At 27.8% G+C, this 15500-nt stretch carries 28 protein-coding genes; 27 read left to right on the top strand and 1 reads right to left on the bottom strand.

The features are described 5' to 3' along the window. The first annotated feature begins 14 nt into the window (after positions 1–14). The 20 genes from glpD to ACTTAO_RS05225 all read left to right on the top strand — a co-directional run bounded on the left by glpD (position 15) and on the right by ACTTAO_RS05225 (position 11509). Positions 15–1166: a glycerol-3-phosphate dehydrogenase gene (gene glpD, locus ACTTAO_RS05320; protein ID WP_440691240.1), complete on the top strand. Its 1152-nt coding sequence runs from the start codon at positions 15–17 to the stop codon at positions 1164–1166. Positions 1167–1379: 213 nt separating this feature from the next. Beyond that, positions 1380–3032, top strand: a complete 1653-nt coding sequence (locus ACTTAO_RS05315) for a tyrosine-type recombinase/integrase (RefSeq protein ID WP_440634323.1) — start codon at positions 1380–1382, stop codon at positions 3030–3032. A 16-nt stretch (positions 3033–3048) separates the two neighbouring features. Continuing rightward, entirely contained in the window at positions 3049–3192 is a 144-nt protein-coding gene (locus tag ACTTAO_RS05310) for a hypothetical protein (RefSeq protein WP_440634322.1), read from the top strand. Further along, positions 3192–3374, top strand: coding sequence for a hypothetical protein (locus ACTTAO_RS05305; RefSeq protein WP_440634321.1), 183 nt, complete (start codon positions 3192–3194; stop codon positions 3372–3374). The genes ACTTAO_RS05310 and ACTTAO_RS05305 overlap by 1 nt, the downstream gene beginning before the upstream one ends. Before the next feature lie 2 nt (positions 3375–3376). Beyond that, positions 3377–3580, top strand: coding sequence for a hypothetical protein (locus tag ACTTAO_RS05300; protein WP_440691238.1), 204 nt, complete (start codon positions 3377–3379; stop codon positions 3578–3580). Beyond that, positions 3577–3801 (top strand): hypothetical protein, encoded by a 225-nt coding sequence (locus ACTTAO_RS05295; RefSeq protein WP_440634319.1) that lies wholly within the window; start codon positions 3577–3579, stop codon positions 3799–3801. Before ACTTAO_RS05300 ends, ACTTAO_RS05295 begins: the two co-directional genes overlap by 4 nt. Positions 3802–3804: 3 nt before the next feature. Next, positions 3805–4350: a hypothetical protein gene (locus ACTTAO_RS05290; RefSeq protein ID WP_440634318.1), complete on the top strand. Its 546-nt coding sequence runs from the start codon at positions 3805–3807 to the stop codon at positions 4348–4350. Positions 4351–4478: 128 nt separating this feature from the next. After that, entirely contained in the window at positions 4479–4883 is a 405-nt protein-coding gene (locus tag ACTTAO_RS05285) for a hypothetical protein (RefSeq protein WP_440634317.1), read from the top strand. Then, positions 4884–5468, top strand: a complete 585-nt coding sequence (locus ACTTAO_RS05280; RefSeq protein ID WP_440691236.1) for a hypothetical protein — start codon at positions 4884–4886, stop codon at positions 5466–5468. 43 nt (positions 5469–5511) lie between these two features. Then, positions 5512–5814: a hypothetical protein gene (locus ACTTAO_RS05275; protein WP_440691234.1), complete on the top strand. Its 303-nt coding sequence runs from the start codon at positions 5512–5514 to the stop codon at positions 5812–5814. Continuing rightward, the gene (locus ACTTAO_RS05270; protein WP_440691232.1) at positions 5807–6208 is read left to right on the top strand and encodes a hypothetical protein; all 402 of its coding nucleotides are present in this window, start codon (positions 5807–5809) and stop codon (positions 6206–6208) included. Before ACTTAO_RS05275 ends, ACTTAO_RS05270 begins: the two co-directional genes overlap by 8 nt. Then, a complete protein-coding gene (locus tag ACTTAO_RS05265; protein WP_440691230.1) occupies positions 6208–6756 on the top strand; it encodes a hypothetical protein in 549 nt (182 codons plus the stop codon). The genes ACTTAO_RS05270 and ACTTAO_RS05265 overlap by 1 nt, the downstream gene beginning before the upstream one ends. Continuing rightward, the gene (locus tag ACTTAO_RS05260; RefSeq protein ID WP_440691229.1) at positions 6753–7208 is read left to right on the top strand and encodes a hypothetical protein; all 456 of its coding nucleotides are present in this window, start codon (positions 6753–6755) and stop codon (positions 7206–7208) included. The genes ACTTAO_RS05265 and ACTTAO_RS05260 overlap by 4 nt, the downstream gene beginning before the upstream one ends. Before the next feature lies 1 nt (position 7209). Further along, complete coding sequence (locus ACTTAO_RS05255) at positions 7210–8061, top strand: hypothetical protein (protein WP_440691227.1); 852 nt, start codon at positions 7210–7212, stop codon at positions 8059–8061. Between the two features lie 4 nt (positions 8062–8065). After that, positions 8066–8404, top strand: a complete 339-nt coding sequence (locus ACTTAO_RS05250; protein ID WP_440634308.1) for a hypothetical protein — start codon at positions 8066–8068, stop codon at positions 8402–8404. A 2-nt stretch (positions 8405–8406) separates the two neighbouring features. Then, the gene (locus ACTTAO_RS05245; protein ID WP_440634307.1) at positions 8407–8904 is read left to right on the top strand and encodes a hypothetical protein; all 498 of its coding nucleotides are present in this window, start codon (positions 8407–8409) and stop codon (positions 8902–8904) included. Position 8905: 1 nt separating this feature from the next. Then, on the top strand, positions 8906–9883 hold the full coding sequence (locus tag ACTTAO_RS05240; RefSeq protein WP_440634313.1) for a hypothetical protein: 978 nt from the start codon (positions 8906–8908) through the stop codon (positions 9881–9883). Beyond that, entirely contained in the window at positions 9883–10659 is a 777-nt protein-coding gene (locus ACTTAO_RS05235; RefSeq protein WP_440691225.1) for a hypothetical protein, read from the top strand. Before ACTTAO_RS05240 ends, ACTTAO_RS05235 begins: the two co-directional genes overlap by 1 nt. 50 nt (positions 10660–10709) lie before the next feature. Then, positions 10710–10898, top strand: coding sequence for a hypothetical protein (locus tag ACTTAO_RS05230; protein ID WP_440651363.1), 189 nt, complete (start codon positions 10710–10712; stop codon positions 10896–10898). Beyond that, a complete protein-coding gene (locus ACTTAO_RS05225; protein WP_440691224.1) occupies positions 10898–11509 on the top strand; it encodes a hypothetical protein in 612 nt (203 codons plus the stop codon). Before ACTTAO_RS05230 ends, ACTTAO_RS05225 begins: the two co-directional genes overlap by 1 nt. Before the next feature lie 2 nt (positions 11510–11511). Here the strand turns inward: ACTTAO_RS05225 and ACTTAO_RS05220 are convergent, their stop codons facing one another. Next, positions 11512–11988: a hypothetical protein gene (locus ACTTAO_RS05220; RefSeq protein ID WP_440691223.1), complete on the bottom strand. Its 477-nt coding sequence runs from the start codon at positions 11986–11988 to the stop codon at positions 11512–11514. A 39-nt stretch (positions 11989–12027) separates the two neighbouring features. On the opposite strand from ACTTAO_RS05220, the gene ACTTAO_RS05215 reads away from it, so the two are divergent. The 7 genes from ACTTAO_RS05215 (at position 12028) to ACTTAO_RS05185 (ending at position 15497) form a co-directional block, all read left to right on the top strand. Next, a complete protein-coding gene (locus ACTTAO_RS05215) occupies positions 12028–12612 on the top strand; it encodes a hypothetical protein (protein WP_440691222.1) in 585 nt (194 codons plus the stop codon). Positions 12613–12640: 28 nt separating this feature from the next. Continuing rightward, on the top strand, positions 12641–13249 hold the full coding sequence (locus tag ACTTAO_RS05210) for a hypothetical protein (protein ID WP_440691220.1): 609 nt from the start codon (positions 12641–12643) through the stop codon (positions 13247–13249). 4 nt (positions 13250–13253) lie between these two features. Continuing rightward, positions 13254–13718, top strand: a complete 465-nt coding sequence (locus ACTTAO_RS05205; protein ID WP_440691219.1) for a hypothetical protein — start codon at positions 13254–13256, stop codon at positions 13716–13718. Between the two features lies 1 nt (position 13719). Beyond that, positions 13720–14070, top strand: coding sequence for a hypothetical protein (locus ACTTAO_RS05200; protein WP_440678272.1), 351 nt, complete (start codon positions 13720–13722; stop codon positions 14068–14070). A 13-nt stretch (positions 14071–14083) separates the two neighbouring features. Further along, positions 14084–14551, top strand: a complete 468-nt coding sequence (locus ACTTAO_RS05195) for a hypothetical protein (RefSeq protein ID WP_440691217.1) — start codon at positions 14084–14086, stop codon at positions 14549–14551. A gap of 163 nt (positions 14552–14714) precedes the next feature. Further along, a complete protein-coding gene (locus tag ACTTAO_RS05190; protein WP_440691216.1) occupies positions 14715–15131 on the top strand; it encodes a hypothetical protein in 417 nt (138 codons plus the stop codon). 3 nt (positions 15132–15134) lie between these two features. Next, positions 15135–15497, top strand: coding sequence for a hypothetical protein (locus ACTTAO_RS05185; protein WP_440691215.1), 363 nt, complete (start codon positions 15135–15137; stop codon positions 15495–15497). Positions 15498–15500: the final 3 nt, after the last annotated feature.

Raw genomic sequence — 15500 nt, 5'->3', positions numbered from 1 at the left:
AACAATCTAATTTAATGTCTAAAGTATTTGATTTATTCATAATAGGCGGTGGTATTAACGGAGCCGGTATTGCAAGGGATGCTTCTGGAAGAGGTTTGACTGTCTGTTTAGCAGATAAAGGAGAAATAGGAGGCGCAACTTCATCTTGGTCAACAAAATTAATTCATGGTGGTCTTCGTTATCTAGAAAATTACGAATTTAAATTAGTAAGAGAGTCTCTTAAAGAAAGAGAAATTGTTTATAAAATTGCAAAACACATTTCAAAGCCAATTCCATTTATTATTCCTCATACTGATAAAATTAGACCAGCATGGTTAATTAAATTTGGTTTGCTTTTGTATGATAATTTGGGTGGGAAAACTAGCATTCCAAAATCAAGAACATTAGATCTTAATAAAAAATTTCCTAATATTCTTAAGGAGAAATACAAAACTGGTTTTCAATATTTTGATATTCAAATTGATGATAAAAAATTAACAAAGTTAAATGCTCAAGATGCAAAAAGAAATAAAGCCAAAATACTAGAATACAACAAAGTTAAAAAAGCTGAAATTATTAACAATGAATGGGTCATTAGTCTTCAAAATAGAAAAAAAATAAAATCGAAAGTTTTAATCAATGCATCTGGACCATGGATAAATGAAACTTTGCATAAAAATATAAAAATAAAATCTAAAAATAAAATAAGATTAGTTAAAGGAAGTCACATCATTACTAAGAAATTATACAAAGAAGATGTTGCATTTACATTTCAAAATACAGACAAGAGAATAATATTTGTAATTCCTTACAAAAAAAAATTTTCATTAATTGGAACAACTGAAGTGGAAGTTAAATCGCCAGAAAATACTGTAATATCAAAACAAGAAACTCAATATTTAATTCGATCTGTGAATAATTATTTAAAAAAACAAATTAGCAAAAAAGATATAGTTGATACTTATTCAGGAATAAGACCTCTAATAGAGGATTTTAAAGAGGCCTCAAAAGTTACAAGAGATTATGTTTTTGATTTACAAATTGTAAAAAAATTGCCACTTTTAAACATTTATGGAGGAAAACTTACTACATACAGAAAGTTATCTGAGAAAGTCCTATTAGATCTTAAAAAGTTTTTACCCAAAACAAAAAAAGGCCCATGGACAGATAAAAAGAAGCTTTTTTAGATTTCCACTGCTATTAAAAAGTGATATCGTTATTTTATAAAGCGATACATAACTCGTCGTTAAAATCAAAGATTTACGAAAGTGGGATCGGTCGAAAATTCTAGACTTCCCTCTATAATCTATACTTTCCCTTTACGCCTGTGTTTACGTGAGTTTTGAAGCATGTTGTGCGATCAGTCTTCTAAACAAATGTAAATTGTAAGGAGAAAAGATATGTCAAAAGTACATAGATCTTTGGTAGCGTTGGATTTTACAAATGCTGCAATTAAAGAAATCAAAGCTGCTGATTTCGACTTTAAAAAATCAAACTGTATTGAATTAAACTTTAAGTTATCTAAAGGTGACATACTGTATGGCTTGAAGCTGCGAATACTTAAAAGTGGTGAAAAATCATTTTATCTTCATGGCAGATTTGACAATAAACGTTTTATGCCAATTAAAATTGGTAACTTCAAAAAGGTACAATGTAAGCAAGTAAGCGCAATTATTGCAGAAGTTGCTAACGGCACCACTTGTATAAAAGATGATAAAGGTCAGGATAAATTTATTCCAAATAAAAGTGATAATAATAAATGGAATATTAATCCTGGTATCTACCTAAAGGAAAAGCACAAAAAAATCACAGAGAGTTTTAAAGAAGTTGTTACAATTCCAACTATCAAAAAGTGCATAATAGAAGCTTATATAGATCACCTTCCTAGAGTATATAGAGAGGGAACACTAAATCTTAGCACTATGCGAGATATTACTAGAGATCTAATTGGCTACAATAAAAGAACTCAGTTTCTAAAATTCTCAGATGATAATGGTAAAGGCAGAATGACCTTTAGAGAAAGACCACATTTGGTAAACGAAGATGTTGGATTTATCAAAAACGTGAAACCCATCACCAACTGGGATCAATTCTTTAAAAAATATCCACCAGGTGATCCAAAACACTTTTGGAAAGTAGATCCTAAACAAAGACCAAATTATTCTGGTGCTAGGTCACTTATAGATGACAAGTTGTCAGAACACTTAGTGACAGACCTAAGTTATGGCCTGATGCGTAAATTTCTAAATAGATTTAACAGTTTTGGTAGAAAACGAAGTGCAAAAAGATCACTAGGTTGGCTTCATAATTATGCAAAAGAAAAAGGATATCTTGGAGATAATCCTGGTATTAACCCAGCGCAACTAATAGTTATTAAGCGACCTGAAGTTAGTGCCTGTAGATCTACACAATATAATCAATTTATTTTTACCATTGATGAATGCAGAAAAATTGAAGAAGCTTGTATGCAACTTCGTGAGTATTTTCCTATTGCAGCAGAGTTAATACTATTTCTTATGAAAACTGGCAGAAGGTTTAGAGAAGTTAGTAGACTTAGATTGAGCTACATAAAAGAGAGAAAAATCATAATGCCTAGTTCAATTACTAAAACAAATAATGAGTCTTTTATTAGTAAAACTAAAGTAGTGCAGCAGATAATAAATTTGATCCAGCAGCAAAAGCACAGAATTGGTATGGAGAGGATGCAAGAAGTGCCTTGGTTGTTTCCATCTATAATGGTTACAAAAAATAACAATGATGCACCAGATTATTTAGATTCTTATGAAACAAGAATTAAAACTGTAACTAGAGCTTGGAATGCCATCAAAGAAGAAGCTGGTATTGCTAAAGGTGCAATAAAATCATTTAGAAAAACTTATGCAACACTTGCAGAAACTAAACTGGGTAACAAAAAAGCTGCAATGGCATTAACTGGTCATGAAGATGAGGACGTATTTGATGAAGCTTACTCACACCAGTATGAAAACGAAGTTATCCACAATGCTGATCAAGTAAGTGATTTGTTTGACTTTACTGGTAAGACTTTAAATTGAATGTTATCTTGTTTTAATGATTTGGATAGTATTAATTATTTTAGCAGTAATTGGGTTTGCACTAAAAAAATCAGATTTAGATAGAAAAGAAAAGTTATTAGTTGTGTTTGGTGTTGCTGGTGTACTACTAGTTATCGCTTGGTCAGGAGGCCATATATAATGGCGTGGCCTGTAATAATAGTTTTTGCTATTTTCTTCATAGGAATTGCTTGGCTTGCTTTTGTCGATAATAAATCTGGCGAAGAAAAAGAAAAATTAGAAAATAGCTCAACACACAAAATAGTAATAGGTATTGCAATTCTTATTGGAATTATTTTTGTTCTAGGAACAGCATTTGGGTAATAATGGCCTGGTATAATATTAATAGCTCTGATGGTATTGCAAAAGAATTTGATAAAAAAAATAGAATAGCCCGTTGTGGTTTTTGTGGAAATGAGAAAAAGATTAAAACAGACAAGAAGATCTATTTTTCAGAATTCGAAGTAGAAGATCAGCCCATTTGTTTTGACTGTTATCACCAACACAGCAAAAAGGGCGTTGCTAAATGATACTAGTTGAATTGCCTTTTGCTTTTGCATCAATGGTTTTTTTAGTTGGTATATACATGTTTCTTGTGAGTTTGTTTGTTCATAAGAAATTTGATCGTGATGCTATTTTTATGAGTATAGGTGGTTTTATATTTGGAGTGATTTATCTTCACATAATTAAATATACTTTTATTGAAGGTATCTTTTTCAGATGTCCTGATATTCGATTTTTCTGTAGCTAGAACATGAGAAAAAAGAAAGAAAATTACTGGAAAATTTTATTAGTATTTTGTTTATCATTTTTCTTTGGATTAAATTTTCCTGACATTGATTTGTCATTAATGTTTATACTAAGTCACAGGTCAATACTTACTCATGGAATAATTCTACCTTTAATTTTTTACATTTACTTAGTGAAAAAATCAAAAATAGATAAAACACTCATAGATATTTTTTATGCAGGTATTCTTTTGGGAATTACAATTCATTTATTGGCTGACTTAGTGCCTAAAGCTTATATTGGATATGCTTTAATTAAACTGCCATTCAATATTAGTATTGGTAAGGAATTATCAATTTTATGGATGAGCTCTAATGTTTTGGCAGCGCTAATAATTACAACTGATTTAGTTTCGAAAATTGAAGTAAATAAATTGATGAAAATATTTATCTACATTTTACCGTTAATCGTTGGAGGTGCTTATATGCTAAATGAAAATGATCCTTATTTTAAGTTATCTATTTTATTTGTTGCTTCAGCCTTTACAGGTTACAGAGTTTATAAAAAATGATTTTTGAGTTATAATTAAATAAATGTCTTTGGAATCTATTTTTATTCTTTTAGGAGTAAAGTTTTTTATTATTACTTTAATTTATCTTTTTATTAATAGAAAAAATAAAGAGGATCTAAAAAAACATCGTGACTAAGGTTACATATTTAAATAGTCATCTAGATAAATTTAGACCAAAAAAAGGTCCTCCAAAAATTACAATAAGATATGAAGAGATAGATGGAATATTTCATACAGGAGGCAGATTTGGAATGACCAAAGAAGTTCAAAAAATTCTAATTAAATCGTTTAAAGAGAAAAAAGATTTTAGAGAAGTTCAAAAATTAATTTCTGATAAAACTGATAAAGTTTTATTATACTCTCTGATAACTCTGTATTGGACTATGTTTAATATTTATTATTACAACGATCAATTTGAAGATGTGATAAGTGATTGTCTAAACGCAATTGATGAAAATATGCCATTATTAGAAAGTCCAAGATACTGTAAGAAAGTATATTTTTATATTAACTCCTTAGATTTAGTAAAATAAATGGGATTTTTTAATTTTTTTAAAACCGACAAAAAAAGAAATTTACGAAAAATTAGAGAGAAGATTGAGCAGAAAAAAAACTTACAGCTAACAGAGTGGATTGATGATGTAAGAAAAATCTGCAGTGAAAAAGAAACAATTGAAATTGTTAGATATTACAATTTAGTATTCACTCAATTAAAGATTTCAGTATTTACACTTTTAGCTCCTGTTAATTTAAAGGATAAAAATAAGCTGGAAGAATTTTATTCTCATAAATTTTCAATTGGATATTTATACAGTTTTCTTCTCTCACTACTGCAGTTTGAAGATTTTATGAGCAAAAAGGATGATCAATTACTTGAGATAATATTACCTGCCATGATGTGTCAGATATTTGAATTCAATAAAGAGAAATCTCTTAAAATTTACCACTCAACAGTTGAAGAAGTGAATAATAACCAATCTTCTGAAAATGATTTTTTTTCTAAAGGAGTTGATGCAGCAATCAAAGATTGGGAAAAGTTTGTAAGAGAAGATTTCAAAGGTGTAATAGGTGTTAATTTTTCCTACCATGTTGATGAATTAAAGAAAGATTTGGAGTAATATACTATTGATTAAATTCAATTTTGTTTGGTATATTTAAATTATGGACATAACAAAATTACCTAAAGATCTTAAGAAAAAATACGAAGATAAAGTAATAGACAAAGCTATCGAAAAAACTGATTACGATTTAAGTGTTAATAATAAATCACCAGAAGATATTTCAGAAAAGAAATATGAGGCAATGATAGCAAGAAACGTTGAAGTAATTAAAGCAAGTCATAAAGAAAAAGGATGGAAATATTTGTCAACTTTTTTAGGAATAACCTTTCTTGGTAATATTCTTAAAGGAAACATTGCAGGAGCATTTGGGTTTGGTGATGATGACGACGATCTAGATGTTTAAGTTAGCAAGAGACGCCTTAATATTTAAAAAATTATACGACATTTACACATGGTTAAAACCTAGACTATTTAGTTTAGTAATTTTAATATTTTCAGTATTTTTATTTATATACTTACATTCAGAATATATTTCTTGGGTGGAACTTTCAGGAGATAAAACTTTTCTAACTTTATCATACATAATTAAAAATATTTTAATTTTACTAGCTGTAATTATCTTTATTTTTTTGAATAGAAGCAAAAAAGTAGTTGAAGTAAAAAAAGATTATAAACAATTAAAAGCTGAAAAAGCTCAAATGGAAAAAAAGAGAGACCATATAAAATCTATTAAAGAAAAAGGTGAGCTTAAAACTGAGTATCAAAGAATTTTAGAGGGGACTGACGAAAAGGATTAATGTCCAAAAATGTTTTTAAAGAAATTGAAGAAAGCTCTAAGGGTGAAGCTTTTAAAGGAATGTGTGAAATAGCTCATGCATTCATGAAAAAAGAGAGATTAGATGCTGAAGATGAGGTTAAAAATTTTTTAGATAAAAATATAAACTTCAATAATGATGAAAGATTTGGAAGCGTATCTCAGGTTATTAAAAATGGTCTTAACTGGTACATGATTGATTATTTATATGAAAAAGGAGCAGTGCATTATTTGGTAAAGAATAATCAGTTTTTAGAATTTGGTGTAGACGATGGGTTTATAGAAGCTAATTTAAGATACAGAAGAATGATAGATAATGGATGGAATGAAGTTGATGCTATGGATGAATGTATTGATGAAGCTGCATACGCAAATGGAACAATTTTGAAAGCATGTGATGAGGATAGGGATGGTATTGGTAAATTAGGATATGAGATTTTTAATAAAGGAAATAAAGCAATTTATTATTTTATTACTGGTACTCCTAATGAGGAATTTTCTTTAAAAAAAATTGTAAAAGAAATTAAATGAAAAAACTATTTTCAACGTTTTTAGTTCTTACCCTTTTAGTTAGTGAGACTGGTTATGCAAACATTGTTGATCTTTACTGTAAATATACAGAGGGTCATATCACTGGAAAAATACCTTATCCATTTCATGAAGATACTGAGAAAAACACACAATATTTATCCATAAGCCAAAGTGGTTTTGAAGATTACAAAATCAAGTTAGATACGAAGAAGGAAAAAATTGTTGAAGCACCAAAATATAGCTCAGACGGATCCACATATATGTTTGGTGATAATTTAATTTTTTGGTACGCTTTACCTTCATCGGAGTCCAGACTTGAAATAAAATTTACATTAAATCGTTACACAGGACGATTAACAGAAGATCACAAAAATTATAAATATGGGGATACAGAGAATAACTATTGGATGAGTCTTATCTACGACTGCTCGCTAACTAAAAAATTATTTTAAAATGAAAAAATTTAGATTTATTTTTATTATTTTTTTACTGTTCTTGCATGGGTGTGGTGATAGCGACGAAGTTAAAGTAAAAAAACATAACTGTAATAATTTTTCACAAAATTTAACAATTGATATTCAAAAATGTATTGAAGATCAAAAATATTATGAGGAACTTACATTTGAAAACAATGTATTTCTTACAAAAAAAAGACTAGATGAATTTAATAATAAAGTAGATGAGTTTAATTCAATCAATATTGGAGTTAAACATAAAGAGTATAAATTATTAAATATACAAGAATTTTTAGAGAAAAATAAAATACAATCCGACAAGGATAGAATATTTATAAAAAATATAGAAAGAAAAAAAATAAAATTTAATACATATTTTGAAGCATCTATGCTTGAGGATGAAAAAAAATATATTATTTATTTTTATGATTATTTTGGAAATCTACTTTCAAGAATCAAGAAAGAGGATAAAAATTTAAAAGAACCTTTATTAAAATTTGGTAATTTTCAAAATATTGAAATTGAAAGAAAATTTGAAACTTTGCTAGATGATAAATTTCGTATTGGAAGTACCAGATATTCAATTCCTTTAAAAAAAAATAATGCAACAATTTATGGTTATTTTCTTAACACTGAATACACAGGCTTTGATGCTGCAATTAAAGACTTAAACTTAATTATAAATAAAAATAAAAATAGTGATAACAAAATAGAAGATTTAAAAATCACAGCTTCAGAATTTTTTATAACTGATATAGAATTGAATAAAATTACTTACACTGAAGAAGAAGTGCGAAAAATAATTAAAGATAACGAATTAGCAAGCTCACTTTTAATTAATCAATTGTAATATAATGAAAAAAAATAGTTACTTGAAAGATCAATTAGATGACGTGAAGCAATATGGTTATTTAAATCATATAGTTGGAATTCTTTTTACAATTTTCTATTTACATGTTTCAAAAAAATTACAGTTAGAATTAAGTATTTTTGCCTGTGTGTATTGGTATGTTGCTTGTTTAATGATGGGTCATTTTGCTGTTCACAACGTAAACATGCATAAAGGGAAAAAATGGAAGTATAAAAAAACTAAGAATGATACTTATTTTGCTATTCCTGTTGCAGGTGGAATTAACCTTATCACTTATGGAATACCAATTATGATATTAGATTATCTTTTTAAATTTTTATAAAAATGAAAAATAATACTTGGTTAGATTTTTTTAAAAAAACATTAAAAGTTTCAGGAATTATTTTGCTTATTTTATTAATAATAATTGGATATCTAATTTATAGAGGAGCTACACATGACTCCAAGACTTATTTGGAATGTACCAACAATGAAAGTAATGCTATTTCTTACTTGGCATTTAATGATTATAGAATGTTTATGTCTTGGGATGAATTAAACGAAGAGTTTAAACATTCCTATACTATAGAAGAAATTAATAAAAAATATATTAAAGCAAGAGCTTATGCCTCAATTGATGATAATAAAAAAACTCTATCTCTATCTAATGATAGTAATAAAGTAGAGTATGTTTACAAAATGATTTGGCAACTAGATAGAGAAACAGGTTTGTTGGAGGCTTATTTTGAAAACACTACAGAGGAAAAGGTAAAAGATGGTAGGCAATGTAAAAAAATAAATAAGAAAGATTTACCTATAACAAAAGTTGATCAAAAATTTTAATATGAAAAAACTTCTATCGATCCTGGTTCTAAGTTTATTGTTTGGGGGGAGTGCTTATGCAAAAATTGGAAAAGGGGAAATACAACTTAGTGAAAAAGTGACAAATGACTTTATAAAATTTCTAAGAAATGAATATGCAAACTATTTCATGGTAACCCCTGATGGTAACAATTCTCTATATACAATTTGTGGTGCCGAGTTTTGCAAAGGTGGAATGGGTAAAGCTCTGAAATGGTGTAAGGAAGATTATGGTCAAAAATGTTTAATTTTTGCACAAAGAAAAAAACAAACTAAAATTATAAGATGGAACAAAGCAGACTATTCATTTCCTAAAGATGATTGGAATTATAATGTCATGGTTAATGTAGAATATTTAAAATCTGACAATAAAGGAATTAAACAAAATATTTCAGACGATCAAATTAAAGGAGTTTTGAATAATTTAGGCTTTATAAATTTTAATAAGGCAGTTGCTTCAATAGATACTAGTAGTTCAACACAAAATAAAAAAAGAAACAAGGGGGATGAATATTTTTGTGTATGGACAGGAACAGGACAATATACAAATAAAATCTGGTTCACTCATAGTTCAGATTATAAGAATTATACCAAATATTATGGTAGCAATGATGACTGTAGAGATGCAGCTATTTATATAATTTACAAAAAACAAAATGAAAAATTATACAAAAAGTTAATGTGGAAATTTAAAAGTGCAGCCGAATTAACTCATCCAGCAAAAAAATTAAGTAAGAAGCTATATGCTCAAGTAAAAAATGAAATTCCAGTGAATGACATTAAAGAAAAAGAAGATGTTCAAAAAACAACTGTAAATGAAGATGTAATCATAAAACCTAAAACAGAAAAAACAATTACTCAGCAACAACAAAATCAGATTGATCAAATAAAAGAAATGTTTGATATTGGAGCATTAACCAAAGACGAGTATGATGCTGCTGTAAAAAGAGTTTTGAATTGATGATTAAAATTTTCAAAAATATTATTATGTGGGGAATTTGTTTTACCCTGTTAGCTCATAATAGTGCGTGTGTAAGCATTGCAACTGGAGCATTAGATGGAGCTATTGAAAAACAAGACAGAACAAATCGAATTAACACTACATCGAAAGCTCTAGGAATCGATCAAAAAGAATTAAATGATTATTATGCAAAACTATCTAGAACCTCTGAATGCATGGATAAAGTAAGTGGAAGTCCTAAATATGCACCTTTAAAAATAAAAAGTCCTGATATTAAATCTTACAAACATTATTCAGACCAAAGTTTTATTTCAACAAATGAGAGAAATTTATTATCCCAATACATATTTTCTAATGAAATTTGTTATGATTTAGCTAGACACGGTAATTATAGATCACCTTTAGTTGTGGAATTAAAAACAATTGTAGATCGAGGTGTTACTCAAATGTTAATACTTTTTGCTAGCTTAGATAATGGTGAAATTAATTGGGGAGAAGCTAATAGACAGGCAGATGTTATTTCTAATCAAGTAGAGCAACAACAGCAGGCATGGAACATAAAAATGCAATCTACTTCATATCAAGTAGCAAACCTAGTTGCCTTACAAGAGGAACAAATAGCTTTAAATAGATATAGGCAAGATATCAAAAATGAATTCAGGAAAAATCGACAAGAACTTCAGGCTATGCGTAATGATATTAGAAGAATGAATAATAGAAACAGATTATTAGAAATGTGCTCGAGGTATCCTGGCACTTATATGAACTGTCCATAATTAATATTTCACAATTAGACTCTTTGTTTAAAATTCTGTAATCTTGGATTATGAAAGATTATCAGTTTTCTATAGCAATAATACTTGCATCTTTAATTATTAGTATAGCGATCATTCTTAGTTCAAAAAATGATCAATTATCAAACTGTGTAGATAGATTATTAAAATTAGAGAAAAAAAAAATAACAAAAAGAGTAGTTCAAGATGTTACTTTGCTTTGTAACCGTAGAATAAATTGATGAAAAAACTTCTGTCGATCCTGATTTTTAGTTTTTTGTTAGGTGGATGTGCTGGTCCTCAAGATGGAGTTCTATCGTCATTACTAATGGGAGGTGTAATTTTAGTAATTATTATAATTTCAGCAGTTATTCATTATATAATTAAGGGAACTAAGATATTGGTAGGAATTACACCAGAAGTAGAAAGAAAAAGAGAAAGAAAAAAATTTAATGAGGCAAGGAAAAATTACTTAAAACAAATTTCAAAAGATAAAAAATTTATTAAACAAACTTATAGACAATACATAAACGAACATAAAAAAAAATATCCAGAAAGCAAATATCCTAAAAATAAAGTCCCAAATGCTAATAGTTATTTATCAAAATCAGGCTGGGCTAATGCAATAAATGAAGCAAAAGAAAGAATTAAGTCTCATGAATTTCATGAAAATTCTCGTAAAATTCAGAACCTTACTGACAAGGAATTTGTTAAACTACCTTTTGAAAAATCTGGATATAGAGATTATCAAGTTTGGGCTGATAGGTGGGCTAAAGCAAAAGGTAGAGTTGATAGAAAAAAATATCGTAAAAATGTAAAGTTATTGAGAGTTAAAGACTATGAAAGAATTTAAAGTTAATAATACTTCAATTTAAATTTAGTAGGATAAGCTCTGTATTCATCCTCACAGGCTTCCACAAACCATTCATATTCAATTTGTTGTTTCATTTTATCTTGAAGTTTTAAATCTAAAAAATGACTATAAGTATCACCAAATTCAAGTACATAACGTTCATCTGCACATCGTTCAAAAACTACAGATGTAATTGCGTCTAGATCTTCTTGGTAAAGAGAGTTCTTTAAATTAAATGAAATAGGTTTCTTGTTAGCTTGTTTTTCGCAATCTTCAAATAGCCATTCATAAGGTTGGCTTTGGTCAATTTTAGTTTTAACTGAAAGAGAAAGATAATCTTCTAGTTGATTTCCAAAATGAGCTACAAACAATTCATCTGCACAAGACTCGAACATTTTTGATCGATCTGTATTTTCAGCATAACTAAGGTTAGTAATTAAAATAGATATAAGTGTTAAAAAATAGAATTTTTTAAGCATAATTTATATTAGCAAAGCTTTGTGTTATAAATTTGGTAGATGAGCAAAGGAACAGCAGAATTCTATAAAGCATGGGAAAAACATTCAGAATTAACCTTTGCTTGGCAAAAACTCTCAGACAAAAATACTTTACCGTTTGAAGGTATTTTTAATACCAATTCTAAAAAACTTAAATTTTTAAATGGAGCGAAAATAAAAGGGTCTTGTAGAGTATTTCTTAAAGAAGATAAAAATCCATCAGAGTGGATTTCATTTATTGGAAATGATCCTGATATTTTTTACGTCCCTCAAGGATACTTAATTATGTATTTTCCAGATGGTGATATTTATAACGGTTATTGGAAGAATGGAAATTATTACAGCCACGGTAGATATGTTAATCATAAATCAGGTACTTACATTGGAACTTGGGACAATGGACAAATGAATGGTTGGGGTGAGTATGAATTTAAAAATGGTGATAAATACATTGGAGAGTATAAAAATCATGAAATACATGGATTAGGAACTTTCAGATATGCTAATGGAAAAATACTAAGAGGATATTTTCAAAAAGGTGAATTTAAAAAAGAATTAAAAAATTATAAGATTAAACAAGACGATGAAGATTATACTTACATATAATAATTATAAGTATGGTTTTAATTTATAGATGAAAAAGATAGACCACACTTATGAAAATTTTGATCCACAAAAATTTTTAGAATTATTGAAAAATTTTGATTTTGAAGTCCAGGCTCATTTTATTAAAGATTACATTGTTCCATGCATTAAGGATTATAATAACGTAAATGATCAAGATGGTTTATTTGAGTTATATTTAAAGGACTTAATCTCCTCAGGTGAGTTTTTTGAAAACATGAATAAAAAGTTTGATGTACTTTTTAAATTTGAAAATTTAATTGATGATGATTTTTGTTGGAACACTGCTTATGTATTACTTTTTAAAAAAGAGAAAATCTGTTTATTATTAAACTTCGAGTCAGTCACAAGTATTGCCGCAAATGATGTAATATATTTATTAGATCAATTTAACTATAGTGAAAAAGACAAACTAGACATTAAACATCTTAAAGAAAAACTTAATGAAATGACAAAAGATATTTGGACCAAAGTATATAAAAATGAAACTTGGGAAGAAATACTGAAGAGATTTAAGTCTCCTGAATACGATCATGTAAGCTCAATAAAATTTGGAAAAAAATATTATAATAAACTTCATCCTGAAGCTTTAGAGTTAGAACATGTGGAGATAAACTAAGAGAATGGCTGATAATTATAATAGAAATCCTAAAGGAACAAATCAATGGGTGCTTAGAAGTAATGAAGAAATTCAAAAAATAATTGATAAACATCCAACTTGGACAAAAAAAGATTTTAGAGGAGAGGGAAAACTTAATCCTAATAAAAAAAATGCATTATTAACAAGAAAAGAAACAGATAGACCTGGTCTAAAATTTTATCAGGTAGGTAAAAGAATTAATTTAGAAAAAATATTTAAACATTCTACTCAGCAAAGTATTGAAGAATTTAAATCGAAGAAAATTGATCTAGAAACACTACGAAATAGAGCTTCTACTAAACAAATTAGAGATAATATGAGTAAGGAAGAAAAATCTGCTTATGATAAAAAAATTTATGCTAATTTAACTAAATCACAATTAGAGGAAAAAAGATTGAGACAAAGAGAATATTACAAAAGATTAAATCAAAGAGGCAAAGATCTATAAAATGAAAAAACTTCTATCGATCCTGGTTTTTAGTTTGTTGTTGAGTGGGAGTGGTTATGCAAATGATTTTAATTTTATATGTCAAGAAGAGATAAAAACTGAAAAATTATCAAATACTAAACTTTTTTATGAATTAAAAAAAAACAATTTTTTTATTGATGGTGTTGAATACTTATTAAAAGAAAATCCGAAAATATTAGATAATTCTATAACTTTGATATGGCGAGACGATGAGGGTTGGATTTTTGAATCAATTTTTAATAAAAAAAATGGTAAAATGGTAGAAAAAGGATTTAAAGGTCCAGACGATAAAAGTCCTGCAATTTGGTATTATCAATGTGATATATTTTAAAAATTGTATAACTATGAAAAAACTTCTATCGATCCTGGTTTTTTGTTTGTTGTTTGGGGGGAGTGCTTTTGCTGAAGATGTTATCCTTGAATGTAAATTAATAAATCAGATTGTCACTACCAATGGTGAAACTAATGTTTATTCTGCTCAAGATTTAAATTCACCTATAGATTTGGACAACGTTTTTAAGATCAATAGTCAATTTGAAACAGTGTTCAGCTATAATAGATCTTCTGAGAAATTTGAACCAATATCAAGAAGTGGTAAAAATTTTAAATTATATTGGTCTGAAAATGAAATAAATTGGAGTTTTGTAAATCCAATAATTCAAGGAGCTTCAAATACAAATTCTTTAAATCGAAATACTGGCAAGTTAGTACAAAAAATATTTTTTGATAAAACAAGCGCCACATATAAAAATACAGGAATTAGCTATTCAGCGTCTACATCTCAATGTCAAATTAAGGAAAAATTATTTTGATAATTAATGATTTTTTCAATTGGTGTGTTTATGTCTTAGAGGTTATAGGAAATGTAACAGGTATGGGATATGAACTTGCGAACATAGTTATATTTGTAATTTTACAGCCAGGTTTAATATTATTATTCTTCATATTATGGAGAGTGGAGAAAAAAAAGAATAAATGAAAAAACTTCTATCAATTATAGTTTTTAGTTTGTTGTTTGGGGGGAGTGGTTATTCTGAGGAAACAATTTTAAATTGCGAGTTTGACCAAGGCCAAATTATTTGGAGAGAAGGAAAAATAGAAGCTTATAATAATACAGATCCTGCAAAGCCAAGAAATAAAACGTTAAGAATAAATTCTAAAAAAAAAGAGTTATTTTTATTTATAGATGACATCTCACCTTTAGAAAAAAATCAAGTTATGTGGACTGATAAAGAAATAAAATGGTTTTTTAATGATGATGATTATAGTGTTAATACAGATTTAAATAGATACAGCGGTTCTTTGGTTGAAAGTATGATTTTTAAAAACAATTCAGAATTGATTTCTCGAACTCATTCATTCAATTGTAAAAAAGAAGAAAAAAAGTTTTAGTTCATGAAAAAATTATTTTTAACGTTTCTAGCTTTAATTTCATTAACTACTAATGCTTATAGTTTCATGACTTATGGTGAGTTTAAAGAATTAATAGTTTCAGATGAAACAAGTGCCAAATGGTATTTGAGAGGAATTATAAACGGGAACCTATCTCATTCTAGATATATGAATATTGATAAACCTGAAAATGAACAGCTCTATTGTCCCCCAGATGATATTAAATTTAGTATGGAACATGCAGTTGAAATGATTCAAACAGAGGCTAATAGAATTAAAAGTGAGACTAGTGAAGACGTTAATAAAGCGTTAGTACCATTATTATATATTTGGGGAATGCAAGACACGTATCCATGTGAGAATTAGATA

The organism is Candidatus Pelagibacter sp. HIMB1782 (assembly GCF_052047475.1).
Taxonomy (GTDB): domain Bacteria; phylum Pseudomonadota; class Alphaproteobacteria; order Pelagibacterales; family Pelagibacteraceae; genus Pelagibacter.
The sequence above is the reverse complement of the archived record's forward strand: the minus strand, read 5'-3'. Positions and strand labels throughout refer to the sequence as shown.

Excerpts from the sequence above, each read along its gene's own strand:
- glpD (WP_440691240.1), top strand. The coding sequence starts at position 15 with ATGTCTAAAGTATTTGATTTATTCATAATAGGCGGTGGTATTAACGGA.
- ACTTAO_RS05315 (WP_440634323.1), top strand. The coding sequence starts at position 1,380 with ATGTCAAAAGTACATAGATCTTTGGTAGCGTTGGATTTTACAAATGCT.
- ACTTAO_RS05310 (WP_440634322.1), top strand. The coding sequence starts at position 3,049 with ATGATTTGGATAGTATTAATTATTTTAGCAGTAATTGGGTTTGCACTA.
- ACTTAO_RS05305 (WP_440634321.1), top strand. The coding sequence starts at position 3,192 with ATGGCGTGGCCTGTAATAATAGTTTTTGCTATTTTCTTCATAGGAATT.
- ACTTAO_RS05300 (WP_440691238.1), top strand. The coding sequence starts at position 3,377 with ATGGCCTGGTATAATATTAATAGCTCTGATGGTATTGCAAAAGAATTT.
- ACTTAO_RS05295 (WP_440634319.1), top strand. The coding sequence starts at position 3,577 with ATGATACTAGTTGAATTGCCTTTTGCTTTTGCATCAATGGTTTTTTTA.
- ACTTAO_RS05290 (WP_440634318.1), top strand. The coding sequence starts at position 3,805 with ATGAGAAAAAAGAAAGAAAATTACTGGAAAATTTTATTAGTATTTTGT.
- ACTTAO_RS05280 (WP_440691236.1), top strand. The coding sequence starts at position 4,884 with ATGGGATTTTTTAATTTTTTTAAAACCGACAAAAAAAGAAATTTACGA.
- ACTTAO_RS05275 (WP_440691234.1), top strand. The coding sequence starts at position 5,512 with ATGGACATAACAAAATTACCTAAAGATCTTAAGAAAAAATACGAAGAT.
- ACTTAO_RS05270 (WP_440691232.1), top strand. The coding sequence starts at position 5,807 with ATGTTTAAGTTAGCAAGAGACGCCTTAATATTTAAAAAATTATACGAC.
- ACTTAO_RS05265 (WP_440691230.1), top strand. The coding sequence starts at position 6,208 with ATGTCCAAAAATGTTTTTAAAGAAATTGAAGAAAGCTCTAAGGGTGAA.
- ACTTAO_RS05260 (WP_440691229.1), top strand. The coding sequence starts at position 6,753 with ATGAAAAAACTATTTTCAACGTTTTTAGTTCTTACCCTTTTAGTTAGT.
- ACTTAO_RS05255 (WP_440691227.1), top strand. The coding sequence starts at position 7,210 with ATGAAAAAATTTAGATTTATTTTTATTATTTTTTTACTGTTCTTGCAT.
- ACTTAO_RS05250 (WP_440634308.1), top strand. The coding sequence starts at position 8,066 with ATGAAAAAAAATAGTTACTTGAAAGATCAATTAGATGACGTGAAGCAA.
- ACTTAO_RS05245 (WP_440634307.1), top strand. The coding sequence starts at position 8,407 with ATGAAAAATAATACTTGGTTAGATTTTTTTAAAAAAACATTAAAAGTT.
- ACTTAO_RS05240 (WP_440634313.1), top strand. The coding sequence starts at position 8,906 with ATGAAAAAACTTCTATCGATCCTGGTTCTAAGTTTATTGTTTGGGGGG.
- ACTTAO_RS05235 (WP_440691225.1), top strand. The coding sequence starts at position 9,883 with ATGATTAAAATTTTCAAAAATATTATTATGTGGGGAATTTGTTTTACC.
- ACTTAO_RS05230 (WP_440651363.1), top strand. The coding sequence starts at position 10,710 with ATGAAAGATTATCAGTTTTCTATAGCAATAATACTTGCATCTTTAATT.
- ACTTAO_RS05225 (WP_440691224.1), top strand. The coding sequence starts at position 10,898 with ATGAAAAAACTTCTGTCGATCCTGATTTTTAGTTTTTTGTTAGGTGGA.
- ACTTAO_RS05220 (WP_440691223.1), bottom strand. The coding sequence starts at position 11,988 with ATGCTTAAAAAATTCTATTTTTTAACACTTATATCTATTTTAATTACT.
- ACTTAO_RS05215 (WP_440691222.1), top strand. The coding sequence starts at position 12,028 with ATGAGCAAAGGAACAGCAGAATTCTATAAAGCATGGGAAAAACATTCA.
- ACTTAO_RS05210 (WP_440691220.1), top strand. The coding sequence starts at position 12,641 with ATGAAAAAGATAGACCACACTTATGAAAATTTTGATCCACAAAAATTT.
- ACTTAO_RS05205 (WP_440691219.1), top strand. The coding sequence starts at position 13,254 with ATGGCTGATAATTATAATAGAAATCCTAAAGGAACAAATCAATGGGTG.
- ACTTAO_RS05200 (WP_440678272.1), top strand. The coding sequence starts at position 13,720 with ATGAAAAAACTTCTATCGATCCTGGTTTTTAGTTTGTTGTTGAGTGGG.
- ACTTAO_RS05195 (WP_440691217.1), top strand. The coding sequence starts at position 14,084 with ATGAAAAAACTTCTATCGATCCTGGTTTTTTGTTTGTTGTTTGGGGGG.
- ACTTAO_RS05190 (WP_440691216.1), top strand. The coding sequence starts at position 14,715 with ATGAAAAAACTTCTATCAATTATAGTTTTTAGTTTGTTGTTTGGGGGG.
- ACTTAO_RS05185 (WP_440691215.1), top strand. The coding sequence starts at position 15,135 with ATGAAAAAATTATTTTTAACGTTTCTAGCTTTAATTTCATTAACTACT.